This window comes from Alicyclobacillus cycloheptanicus (assembly GCF_028751525.1).
GTDB classification, from domain to species: domain Bacteria; phylum Bacillota; class Bacilli; order Alicyclobacillales; family Alicyclobacillaceae; genus Alicyclobacillus_L; species Alicyclobacillus_L cycloheptanicus.
Genome location: NZ_CP067097.1, coordinates 1631662 through 1643881 on the forward strand (window position 1 = coordinate 1631662; position 12220 = coordinate 1643881).

12 protein-coding genes are annotated in these 12220 nt (G+C 59.9%); all 12 read left to right on the forward strand.

Annotated elements, in window-relative coordinates; genetic code table 11:
• Positions 1-84: 84 nt before the first annotated feature.
• The 12 genes from JI721_RS07500 to lysS all read left to right on the forward strand — a co-directional run bounded on the left by JI721_RS07500 (position 85) and on the right by lysS (position 11591).
• On the forward strand, positions 85-822 hold the full coding sequence (locus JI721_RS07500) for a VWA domain-containing protein (protein ID WP_274457402.1): 738 nt from the start codon (positions 85-87) through the stop codon (positions 820-822).
• A 2-nt stretch (positions 823-824) separates the two neighbouring features.
• A complete protein-coding gene (locus JI721_RS07505; protein WP_274457404.1) occupies positions 825-1814 on the forward strand; it encodes a protein kinase domain-containing protein in 990 nt (329 codons plus the stop codon).
• A gap of 95 nt (positions 1815-1909) precedes the next feature.
• A complete protein-coding gene (tilS, locus tag JI721_RS07510) occupies positions 1910-3358 on the forward strand; it encodes a tRNA lysidine(34) synthetase TilS (RefSeq protein ID WP_274457405.1) in 1449 nt (482 codons plus the stop codon).
• An 89-nt stretch (positions 3359-3447) separates the two neighbouring features.
• On the forward strand, positions 3448-3987 hold the full coding sequence (hpt, locus tag JI721_RS07515; protein WP_274457406.1) for a hypoxanthine phosphoribosyltransferase: 540 nt from the start codon (positions 3448-3450) through the stop codon (positions 3985-3987).
• Positions 3988-4074: 87 nt separating this feature from the next.
• Positions 4075-5943, forward strand: a complete 1869-nt coding sequence (gene ftsH / locus JI721_RS07520; protein WP_274457407.1) for an ATP-dependent zinc metalloprotease FtsH — start codon at positions 4075-4077, stop codon at positions 5941-5943.
• Between the two features lie 99 nt (positions 5944-6042).
• Positions 6043-6816, forward strand: a complete 774-nt coding sequence (locus tag JI721_RS07525) for a type III pantothenate kinase (RefSeq protein WP_274457408.1) — start codon at positions 6043-6045, stop codon at positions 6814-6816.
• Positions 6817-6829: 13 nt separating this feature from the next.
• Entirely contained in the window at positions 6830-7726 is an 897-nt protein-coding gene (gene hslO / locus JI721_RS07530) for an Hsp33 family molecular chaperone HslO (RefSeq protein WP_274457409.1), read from the forward strand.
• Positions 7727-7755: 29 nt separating this feature from the next.
• Complete coding sequence (gene folP / locus JI721_RS07535; protein ID WP_274457410.1) at positions 7756-8595, forward strand: dihydropteroate synthase; 840 nt, start codon at positions 7756-7758, stop codon at positions 8593-8595.
• Positions 8585-9091, forward strand: a complete 507-nt coding sequence (gene folK, locus JI721_RS07540) for a 2-amino-4-hydroxy-6-hydroxymethyldihydropteridine diphosphokinase (protein WP_274457411.1) — start codon at positions 8585-8587, stop codon at positions 9089-9091. Before folP ends, folK begins: the two co-directional genes overlap by 11 nt.
• Entirely contained in the window at positions 9072-9314 is a 243-nt protein-coding gene (locus JI721_RS07545) for a helix-turn-helix domain-containing protein (RefSeq protein WP_274457412.1), read from the forward strand. The genes folK and JI721_RS07545 overlap by 20 nt, the downstream gene beginning before the upstream one ends.
• A gap of 213 nt (positions 9315-9527) precedes the next feature.
• Positions 9528-10004, forward strand: coding sequence for a transcription elongation factor GreA (gene greA / locus JI721_RS07550; protein ID WP_274457413.1), 477 nt, complete (start codon positions 9528-9530; stop codon positions 10002-10004).
• Between the two features lie 99 nt (positions 10005-10103).
• Positions 10104-11591 (forward strand): lysine--tRNA ligase, encoded by a 1488-nt coding sequence (lysS, locus tag JI721_RS07555; protein ID WP_274457414.1) that lies wholly within the window; start codon positions 10104-10106, stop codon positions 11589-11591.
• The last annotated feature ends 629 nt before the right edge of the window (positions 11592-12220 follow it).

Genomic DNA, 12220 nt, shown 5'->3' on the forward strand with positions numbered 1-12220 from the left:
ATGGAGGCCTGACAGCGCGAGCGGGGAATGGCCCCCGGGAAAATTGTCTATACTGGCTACTAATTTCCTTGGGGGTGTGGCCACATGCCAGACAAAATTGCTTCGATTCGTCAGATTCTCGTGATTACGGACGGGTTCTCCAATGTCGGTGAAGACCCTGTTGCGGCCGCTGGGCGTGCGCGCAAGCGCAACATTGCGGTCAACGTGATTGGCGTTGTCGACAGTGGGGAAATGGGCATCAGAGGACAGGAAGAGGCGATGTCCATCGCCGACGCGGGCGGGGGCATGTGCCGGATTGTGCGGCCTGTCGAGTTGTCCGCTACTGCGCAAATGCTGACCCATCAGACGATGCAGTTGACGCTGCAGCAAGTCGTGAATGAGCAGCTGCAGGAAGTGATGGGCAAGCAGACGGAAGACCTGCCGCCGGCCGAGCGCACGAAAGTGATGCAGGTGGTCGACCGGCTGGAGGAAGAAATTCGGCTGGAGCTCGTGGTGTGCATTGACACAAGCGCGAGCATGAAGGAGAAAATGGGCATGGTGCGGGAAGCCGTGCGCGACCTGGCGCTGTCCCTGCAGGCGAGGCAGGGGGACAGTGCAGTCGCCGTGATCGCGTTCCCTGGCGAAGGCGAGGCGCCGACGCGCGTCATCCAGACGTTCCAGCCGGCTGTGGATATGGTGCGGCTGGAGCAGGTGTTCGCGGCCCGGGGCGGCACGCCGACGGGGCCTGCCATTGAGGCGGCCATCGAATTGTTCGCGCAGACTTCCTACAACATGCCGTTTGACGACGGCCCGGCAGACTGGGCGCGGGAGGCGTCCCGGTAGTGATGCTGCGCGCCGGAGACATTGTGCGCACCAAGTGGAGCGGTGTGCGCTATCAAGTCATCCGTCCGCTGGGTTCGGGTGCCAACGGCCAGGTGTATCTGGTGCGCGGGCCGGACGGCGACGCCGCCATGAAGGTGTGCGACCGGGCGGAAGACGTGGCGCTGGAGTGGGGCATCCTGGAACGCGTGGCGAAACACAGCCCGTGGTTTCCGCGGCCCATCCAGCTGGACGACGACCGGGATCGCCCCGGTCTTTATTTTTATGTCATGGAGTCCGTTTCCGGGGAGCCGTTGTCAGACGTCCTGCCAAGGCTCAGTGAACGGGAAGTGCACGGCGTGATGGACCAGATGCTCCAGGGCCTTGCCGCACTGCATCGGCACGGCTATTCGTTTTGCGATTTGAAGCCGGAAAACGTGCTGGTAGAAGCGGCCGGGGCTGTGGTGCGGGTCCGGTTCGTGGACATCGGCGGCGTGACCGCGTTCGGGCGCTCCGTGCGCCAGTTTACCCCCTTTTACGACCGGGCCTTTTGGAACCTCGGTTCGCGCCGGGCGGACCCCCAGTACGACTTGGCTGCCGCTGCGTTCGCGCTGCTCTTTTGCTTGACGTCCCCGCCGCCCCACCCCTTGCTCGGAAAGACGCCCGCGGAGCGGCAGGTGTGGCTGGATAAAGCGCTCCGCCGCGTCCCGCTGGCGCACTATGGTACGTGGCTCTGGGCGCTTGTGCACGGAAGGTTCGCGGACGCCCGCGCGGCACAGGCGGGGCTGCCTGTGCCGCACGACCGGGGCAGGACAGTCGCGCCGCGGTCGCATCGGCGCAAGCCGGCGCGGGCTGCGGGGCGCCGCCGGCAGGGCACAGGCCAGGGTGTGCCCGGTGCGCAGGCCGTGCGGGGGAGGCCGTCGCAAGCGGTCGATTGGACCGAGTGGGTGATGTGGATCTCGATTGGCACGGCGGCCGTGGTGACGATTGCCGTCTGGGGTACGTTGCTGCAGTGATGTACGGCGGGTGCGGGTTTGGTAAGATGGAAACGAGCCGTTGACAGATGACAGACGGTGCGTGACGGATGATGCATGGTGAGGTGGATCGGCGCGTGGCGGCAGGACAGGACGTGGCGCAGTGTGTGCGTCGATTCTTTGCAACGACGCAAGGGACGGGTGCGGATTCTCCACTTCTGGTGGGGGTGTCCGGCGGGGTGGATTCGATGGTGCTGCTGCACGTGCTGCGGGTCATGCAGCCGAGCATGGGGTGGGCGCTGCATGTTGTGCACGTCAACCACCACCTTCGGCCGGACGCCGACCAGGATGAAGCGCTGGTGGCACAGACCTGTCGCGCCTGGGGCATTCCGTGGACGGTCCAGCATGTCGACCTTCAATCGATTCCCAAGTCCAAGCGGCAAGGCACGGAGGCGGACGCCCGGCGGCTGCGTTATGACGCGCTGGCAGCGGCTGCGAGGGACGTCGGCGCCAGGCGGGTCTGCCTCGCGCATCACGCCGACGACCAGTTTGAAACGGTGCTGTGGCGTCTGCTGCGCGGAACGGGACGCACGGGACTGGGCGGCATGCGGGCGGTCACGGAGCAGCAAGGCATTGCGTGGTTCCGCCCCTTGCTGACAGTGCCGAAACAGGCGCTGTACCAGTACGCTGCCCATCAGCGCATCCCCTTTCGAGAGGATGCTTCGAACGTTGACCCCCGGTATACGCGCAATGCCCTGCGCAAGGACGTTGTTCCGATTCTGAAACGGCTGCAGCCGAATTGGGCCGAGCGCGTTCAGCGGATGACCACCCTTCTCCAGGAGGAAGATGCCTGGCTTTCCCAGCAAGCGCAAGCCGTCGTGCGGGCATCGGCCAGTCTGGGACCGGCCGGAATTTGTGTCCAATTGTCCACGTTTCGGCAAGCGCCGCGTCCTTTACAACGCCGCGCGATTCAAATACTATTGTATTGTTTAGGCTGTGAACAAGTTTCATTTGACCACGTGGAAGGCGTTCTGCAAGCTGCGCTGGGGGACGCGCCTTCCAGCCGCGTGACGCTGTCGGGTCGATGGACAGCGCAGCGAGCGTATGACGAATTGTGGTTAGTGGATGAATTGCACAGCAGAGCGGACCAAGGCGGAGGACCGCCGCTTTCGTGGCAGTTGGCAGGCGCGTCGGTGCTGCAATGGCAGCGGCCTGCGCCGGCCTGGAGCTGGCGCTTCGAACGGCGGGCCTGGGACCCGGCGGAAGGTGTACGTGTGCGCTCGAAATTTGAAGTTTGCATTCCACCGGTTCCTGTTGTCACGGTCCGAACCTGGCAGCCTGGCGACAGGGTTTCCGTTCTGGGGAGTGGCCGCAAAAAGCTGCAGGATGTTTTTGTGGATGCGAAAGTTCCGAAGCTGCTGCGTCACCACTGGCCGCTTCTGTGTATCCACGACGAAATTTTTTGGGTCCCGGGGATGACCCGGGCTGATATAGCGCTGATGGATCCCGGCGGAGCATCGGGTTGGGTGATTCACGCGTACCCTTATCTCAGGTGCACCCAACAGAAGCAGGCCGCTGATACATAATCCATCCGTACAATCGACATCTTTGGAGTACAAAGACCCGCGCCGCTGACGTATGCTAGGGTGAGGGCATTGACATCAGGGGGGCCTCCATGCATCCGCATCTTGAACGCGTGCTGTTTACTGAAGAGGAAATTTTGGAACGGACCAAAGCGATTGGACGCGTACTGTCCGCGGACTACGCCGACAAAAATCCGCTGCTGATTGGGATTCTCAAGGGCGCTGTCCTGTTTATGGCGGACCTCGTGAAACACATCGACATCCCCATGGAAATGGATTTTATGGCCATCTCCAGTTACGGGGCTTCGTCGAAGTCGTCAGGTGTGGTCAGAATTCTGAAAGACCTCGACCGCTCCATCGAAGGCAGGCACGTCGTCGTCGTGGAAGACATTGTCGACACGGGCTTGACCCTAGCGTACCTGCGCGACATTCTCATGCACCGCCGTGCGGCTTCGGTGAAAGTGGCTGCGATGTTTGACAAACCAGAGGGTCGTTCGGTGGATATATCGCCTGACTATTGTGGGTTCCCGGTTCCGAATGAGTTTATTGTCGGATACGGCCTGGATTACGCGGAGCAGTATCGCAATTTGCCGTACGTTGGCATTCTAAAACCGGAAATCTACAAACGCTAATCCGGGGCAAGGGCCAAGTCGTGTTCGACGAATTGCGATGTCGGAGTGTGGTACAATGATTCCGCCACGACCGGGAGGAGGTAAGGCATGAACAGGTTTTACCGCAGCATCATCTTCTATGTGATTATCCTGCTGGCGATCGTGGGTGTCGTCAATTACATAACCGGTCAAGATCACGCGCGGCAGTCTATCACATACAGTGACTTCGTCAGCGATGTGAATCAGCATACCATCTCTGGCCCGGTAACCATCACGCCGCAAGGGCTGACCGTTCAAATCGACGGTGCCCTGACGAATGGTGAAAAGTTCACAACGATCGCGCTGGACGATGGCAGCAAAGATATTCAGGACTGGCTGGTCAACAACCGTGTCAAGGTGAACGTGCTGCCGCAGCCGAGGACGTCCGTCTGGGTGCAGTTCCTGGAGTCCGGCATTTGGTTCATCCTGCTGCTGGTCATGATGTTCTTCATGTTCAATCAGGCGCAGGGCGGCGGCAGCCGTGTCATGAACTTTGGGAAGAGCCGCGCGAAGCTGTACTCGGAAGAAAAACGGCGGGTTACCTTCCGGGATGTCGCCGGCGCGGACGAAGAGAAGACGGAACTCGAGGAAATTGTCGAGTTTCTGAAGGACCCCAAGCGCTTCGCGAGCTTAGGTGCCCGCATTCCCAAGGGCGTGTTGCTCGTAGGCCCCCCTGGGACGGGGAAGACGCTGCTCGCGAGAGCGGTCGCGGGCGAAGCGGGCGTTCCGTTTTTCAGCATCAGTGGTTCCGACTTTGTTGAGATGTTCGTCGGTGTCGGTGCCTCGCGCGTTCGTGACTTGTTCGAGACCGCGAAAAAGAATGCACCGTGTATCATCTTTATCGACGAAATTGACGCGGTCGGCCGTCACCGCGGCGCCGGACTGGGCGGCGGACATGACGAACGGGAACAAACCTTGAACCAGTTGCTGGTGGAGATGGACGGTTTCTCGGGCAATGAAGGCATCATCATCATTGCCGCGACCAACCGACCGGATATTCTTGATCCGGCGCTCTTGCGCCCGGGTCGAATCGACCGCCAAATCATCGTCAACCGTCCTGATGTCAAGGGGCGGGAAGAGATTTTACGTGTTCACGCGCGCAACAAACCGTTCGCGCCGGACGTCAAGTTTGACGTCATCGCCAAGCGTACGCCTGGGTTCACGGGCGCTGACTTGGAAAACGTCCTGAACGAGGCGGCATTGCTGGCAGCACGCAAACGAGCGCCTCAAATTAACTGGTCGGAAATTGACGAGGCCATCGACCGGGTCATCGCTGGGCCCGAAAAACGAAGCCGCGTCATTACCGATCACGAGCGGCGCCTGGTGGCTTACCATGAATCGGGGCACGCGGTGATTGGGTACTTCGTCCAGAACGCGGAAACGGTACACAAGGTCACGATTGTTCCGCGCGGCATGGCCGGCGGGTACACGGTGACCCTGCCGAAGGAAGACCGCTACTTCATGACACGCCAGGAAATGCTGGACCGCATTTGCGGACTGCTGGGCGGGCGTGTGGCAGAAGAAATTGTGCTGGGTGAAATCAGCACAGGGGCTTCGAACGACCTCGAACGCGTCACGGAAATCGCCAGACAGATGGTGACGCAGTACGGCATGAGTGAGAAGCTGGGGCCGATGCAGTACGGCAGCAGGCAGGGCCAGGTGTTCCTCGGCAAGGACCTGTCTTCCGAGCAGAACTACAGCGACCGCGTGGCGTACGAAATCGACGAGGAAATGAAGAAGATTATCGAGTCGTGCCACGAGCGGACACGCCAGATTCTGACGGAACGCCGGGATCGTCTGGAGGCGCTGGCGCAGCGACTGCTGGAGAAGGAAACGGTCGACGAGGACGAGATTCGCAGCATCATGAGCGGCGGTGCTGACGGAGGCGAACCGCCTGCAGCGGATTCGACGGATTCGAAGGACGAGGACCCGTCCTGACGACAGCAGGTTTCGAATGGGCCAATACGTGCTTGAAAATCCTCGAGTGAAGAAGACTCGAGGGTTTTTTACGAGCCGCACGGGACTGGGGGTGAGCGCATGGAGCGCATTCTCGTGATGGATGTCGGAAACTCAAACATTGTGCTGGGCGTCTTTGAGCAGGGCCGCCTGCGCTGTCAGTGGCGGCTTGCGACGGTCCGGGCGCGGACGGCAGACGAATACGGCCTGCTGATGAAAGCTCTGTTTCAGGCGGAGGCGCCTGACATCCGCGAGTTGGACGGCATCGTGATGAGTTCTGTCGTGCCGCCGCTGATGGTTACGTTGGCGGAAACCTGTAAACGATACCTCGGGTTGGCGCCGTTGGTCGTGGGTCCCGGTGTGAAAACAGGGATTTCCGTGGTCACGGAGAATCCGCGCGAAGTGGGTGCTGACCGCATCGTCAACGCGGTGGCAGCCGTTCACTTGTACGGACCACCGGTCATGGTTGTGGACTGTGGCACCGCGATCACGGTGTGTGTCATTGACGAACAGGGCCGCTATGTCGGCGGGTTGATCGCGCCCGGGATTGAAACGGCGGCTGAAGCCCTGTATCAGCGGGCCGCCAAGCTGCCGAGAATTGAATTAGTACGGCCGAAATCGGTTGTGGGCCGCAACACCATCGCGAGTATGCAGGCGGGCACCATCTTCGGGTTCGCTGGCTTGGTGGATGGGATTGTCGAGCGCGTGAGGGAAGAAATCCCGCTGCCCTTTCATGTGGTCGCGACGGGCGGCATGGCCGAACTGATTTATCCAGACTCGCGTCAGATTCACGATTTGAATCCAAATCTCACGTTGACGGGTTTGTACCTCTTGTGGCAAAAAAACCGCGCTTAGGAAGGTGACTGACATGCAATCCGTGCCCGACGAAATTGTCCGCGGACTTTGGCGGTCCGGGAACGTTCGAATCCTCGCCTGCACCACGACGCACCTCGTCAACGAACTGCAGCGCCGGCATCAGACCTGGCCGGTTGCGACCGCGGCGCTGGGGCGTACCGCCTCCATCAGTGCCATGATGGGCGCCATGATGAAGGGCAAGGAGCGATTGACGGTACAAATTCAGGGGGATGGCCCGATCGGCTCCATTCTGGTGGATGCGGATGCGGAAGGGCACGTGCGCGGCTACGTCAAGAATCCGCATGTCCACCTGCCCTCCAACGCCCAGGGGAAACTGGATGTCGGCGGGGCTGTGGGAAACGGGATGTTGTACGTGATTCGAGACTACGGCTTGAAGGACCTCTACCGGGGCAGCAGTGAACTGCAGACCGGCGAAATTTCGGACGACTTTACGTACTACTTTGCTGTATCGGAACAAACCCCGTCGGCCGTTGGGGCTGGGGTGCTGGTCGATACGGATGGTTCCGTCATCGCCTCCGGCGGCTTTATTCTTCAACTGCTGCCTGGTCACGACGAGTCGGATGTGACTGCGGTGGAGCAGCATCTGGCGAAACTGACCAGCGTGACCGACTTCCTGAAAACGGGCGCGACGGCTGAGGAGTTGCTGCACTTTCTGGCGCCGGATGCGCGGGACCTGAGTGCCTCTGGTGTCGCCTTCCAGTGCAACTGTTCGCGCGAGCGGCTGCAAACGGTGCTCACCGGGCTGGGGCGCGGGGAAATCGAGTCCATGATTCGCGACCAGGGCCAGGCAGAATTGGTGTGCAGGTTCTGTAACGAGGTATACTTATTTACGCGCGACGACTTGGAAGGCATTCTCTCGGACATGACGGACGCACGCTCAGAGGAGTAGCGGAAACCACCAGCAGGGGGATGGACGGCTTGCACCAGCAGCTTGAAACTGGACGTGATCCATCTTCGGCAGCCTGCGGGTTGATCCCGGCGCCGAACCGCGTGCGGGTCATGGGGATTGTCAATGTGACCCCCGACTCGTTCTCTGACGGAGGGGTGTATTTTCACCCGTCCGCGGCGATTCGCCACGGATACCGCCTGATGGAAGAGGGGGCGGATATCCTGGACATCGGCGGCGAAAGCACGCGGCCGGGGAGCACACCGGTCGAGCCCGAGGAAGAGTGGGCGAGGCTCTGCCCGGTGTTGCAAGAACTTTGTGGACAAGCCCATTTTCCGGTGTCGGTCGATACCTACCACGCGGATACCGCCGCAAAAGCGATTGAAGCGGGGGCGGCGGTCATCAACGACATCTGGGGCGGGCAGAAGGAGCCGGACCTGCTGCGCGTTGTCGCGGAGGCAGGGTGCGGGTACGTCTGGATGCACAACCGCGAGGCGCCAGCCGAGGACCCGTTCGAAGCGCTCATGCGTGAGACGGAGCAGGGGATTGAGCGGTGCCTGGAGGCTGGCGTGGCCCCGGACAAGTTGTGGATTGACCCGGGCATTGGCTTTGGCAAAACCTATGAACACAATTTGACCATACTCAAGCGGCTCAAGACGTACTGCGGCTTCCCTTACCCGGTGCTGCTCGGCGTGAGCCGCAAACGATTCATCGGTCTGACGCTCGGCGTCGATGTGGATGAGCGGCTGGAAGGCTCGTTGGCAGTTGCCGCCGCTGGCGTGCTGGCCGGGGTGCGCGCCTTGCGCGTCCACGACGTGCGCGCCACGGTTCGACTCTGTAGAATGATTGAAGCGATTCAACATGCAGACTAGAATCCAAGATGTCCATGAGGTCTACATCGGTATCGGGTCAAACGTTGGCAGCCGCGAAACGCACCTGCGCACCGCGGTGCGGGCGCTGCAACGGATCGCGGTGGGTGCAGTCCAATGTTCAGGTGTGTATGAAACGGCGCCTGTTGGATACGCCAATCAACCGGACTTTCTCAATATGGTTGTTCGCATGCAAGTCCCTCTGCGCCCGCTGGCCCTGTTGGCTGCCTTGCATCAAATTGAGCAGGAGGCGGGTCGGACAAGGGAGATTCGTTTCGGGCCACGAACCCTCGACCTGGATATCCTGCTGTTTGACAATGACTACATCTGCTATCGAATGTTGCAAGTGCCGCATCCGAGAATGTGGGATCGCGCTTTTGTCCTCGTCCCGCTCGCCGAACTCGCTCCGATGCGGCGGGGACGATCCGGATGCACGATTGGCGATCTGGCAGCCGCACGGAAGGAGATGGGGATCCGCTATGTCGGACGTCTTTGGTAGGAGGTTACGCGCGTATCGAAAGCTGAAACGTTTGACGCAGGCGGAACTGGCCAAGGAACTCGGTGTCAGCATTTCAATCATCGGGTCGCTGGAGCGCGGGACCCGCGTACCTCCGTGGGACCTGTTTGTCCGGTTGATTGAAGTGTTAAACGTCACTGAACGAGAGCTTCTCGGCGACATGGAGTTTTCGGAGTTACAGGCCTCTTCTCGGTGGACACTTTAGCTTGATAATATTTCGACAATTACAATTGTTGGACGCTTCTTCACGAATGTATCCGTTGACATTGCGTGGGGGGCTCTCTATAATTGCGCGTATACGTAAACCTCGGCCGCACGACTGACGGTGGTGTGCGGCTGCGTCGCATGAGGTGATTTTGAGAATACGGCGCGCTCCGGCGCGCATATGTTTCGTTAGGATTGTAAAGGAGAGACATGAATGGCGGATAAAGAGGTACTACTGACACCTGAGGGATTGCAAAAGCTGGAGGAAGAGCTGGAGCATTTGAAGAGCGTGAAACGCCGCGAGGTGGCGGAACGCATTAAGCTGGCGATCAGCTACGGCGATATCAGTGAAAACTCAGAGTACGAAGACGCAAAGAACGAACAGGCATTTATTGAAGGCCGTATCATGACGCTGGAGAAAATGCTGCGCAACGCCCGCATCATTCAGGAAGACGACGTGCAGACCGATGCGGTGAGCATTGGTTCAACCGTGTTGCTGCGCGATGTGGAGTTCAATGAAGAGGTCGAGTACACCATCGTGGGCTCGGCTGAAGCAGACCCGGCCAGCAACAAGATTTCCAATGAGTCGCCTGTCGGCCGTGCGCTGCTGGGGCAGACGGTCGGTTCCATCGTGGATGTCGCGGTTCCGGCCGGGACGATTCAGTTTCAGGTGTTGAACATTAAACGGTAACCATGCGCCAGCTCGGAAAGAATGCGAACTGACAACGATGAACGAGATTCAGGGCGAGGGGCGTGATCCCCTCGTCTCGTAATGATTGGGGCAGAAAATATGGATGACGCTGGACTGTTTGAAACGAGGCTGAAGAAGCTCGAGGAGATTCGGTCAAAAGGGATTGACCCGTTTGGTCATCGGTATGAAGTGACACACCACGCGGCAGACATTCTGGCGTTTGGCGAGCCGCTCAGCAAGGAGCAGTTGGATGAAGCCGCGCTGCGCGTCCGTATTGCAGGCCGCTTGATGATCAAACGCGGCCACGGCAAGGCCAGCTTTGCTGTGCTGCAAGATCGGACAGGCTCGATTCAGATTTACGCCAAGATTGACGTGTTGGGCGAGGACGCCTATGCGTTGTTCCAGCTGTTGGATTTGGGTGACTTCCTCGGGGTCGAGGGCACGGTATTTCGGACCAACCGCGGCGAAATCACAGTGCTTGCGGAGTCCATCGAGGTGCTGTCGAAGTCGCTTCGACCCCTGCCGGAAAAGTGGCACGGCTTGAAGGATGTTGAGATTCGCTATCGTCGGCGGTACCTCGACTTGGTGGTCAATCCGGAGGTCCGCGAGACTTTCGTGAAACGGTCGAAAATCATTCAGGCACTGCGCAGCTTCCTGGACGAGCGCGGCTTCCTCGAGGTCGAGACGCCGACGCTGCACACGGTGGCGAGCGGCGCGCACGCCCGGCCGTTCAAAACATACCATAATGCGCTGGACATGCCCCTGCACCTGCGCATCGCGCTGGAACTTCATTTGAAGCGGCTGATTGTCGGCGGCTTGGAGCGTGTCTATGAAATTGGGCGCACGTATCGCAATGAGGGGATTTCCACGCGCCATAACCCGGAGTTCACCATGCTCGAGTTGTACCAGGCATATGCGGACTTTCACGACATCATGGATCTCACCGAGGAAATGATTCGGCATGCGGCGCGGGCTGCCATCGGCACAGACCGTCTGGTGTATGACGAGTACGACATTGACCTTGGCAAGCCCTGGGCTCGTCAACACATGGTCGACCTCGTGAAGGCGGAGACCGGCGTGGACTTCCGTGCGGTGACGTCGACCGAAGAAGCCCGCCGGCTTGCCCAAGAACATGGCGTGGTTGTTCAGCCGTCCATGCAGTACGGGCACATTCTCAACGAGTTCTTCGAGCAAAAGGTGGAACACACGCTGATTCAACCCACCTTTGTGTACGGGCACCCTGTGGAGGTGTCGCCGCTCGCCAAGAAGAACGCGGAGGATCCGCGCTTTACCGACCGGTTTGAGCTGTTCATTGTCGGCCGTGAGCATGCGAACGCGTTCAGCGAGCTCAACGATCCGATTGACCAGCGGCAGCGCTTTTTGCAGCAGGCGGCCGAGAAGGCGGCGGGGAACGAGGAAGCGCAGGAACTGGACGAAGACTTCCTGCTGGCGCTGGAACACGGAATGCCGCCTACGGGCGGGCTAGGCGTCGGGATCGACCGGTTGGTGATGCTGCTCACGAATCAGGCGTCGATTCGGGATGTGCTGTTGTTCCCGCTCATGCGGGAGCGGGCGGACGAGGAATAGAGCAGCGAGCAGCGTGGCGGCGGTGTGTGTTGCGAGCCGGCAAGGGGGAGCGGCCGTATGCCAGCCGTCCTGTGCTGCGAAAAAGCCGGCCAATTGCGGGTGCGCCCGGAGTTGGCCGGCTTTTTGAATGGGTGTGCCGTGTGGCTGTTCAGGGTTTGCTGTGTGGCTGTTCAGGGTTTGCTGTGTGGCTGTTCAGCCCGCGCGCCCGCGCCTGGATAGACAGGCACCTGCACTGCACCTCGTGCATACTTATGAGGGCTGCTCGCTTCATAGGTGCGCCTCCTTCGTAAGGCTGCTTTCTTCGCGTCTCGTGCGCCTCTCTTGGCTCACATAAATAAATTTCAATTTGGGCACGAATACCAGTTGATCTCGCCTATCCAGCGTGGTATATTAGTCGATGTCGCCGCCGAGGCGGCCGGGTTGGATACCACCCGAAATTCCGCGTCACATCAAGCTTTTCTCCACGTTGACCAGGTACAAACCAACAACATCCAGTAGCCTTTTTGAGCGGATGTGTGGTAAGATGTTTGAACCGCCAAACGAGAGACAAGTTGTGAAGCGGAAGGCAATGTTGGTTCCTTGAAAACTAAACACGCAAGAAAGCGACAGTGTAGCGTAATCGACGGAAG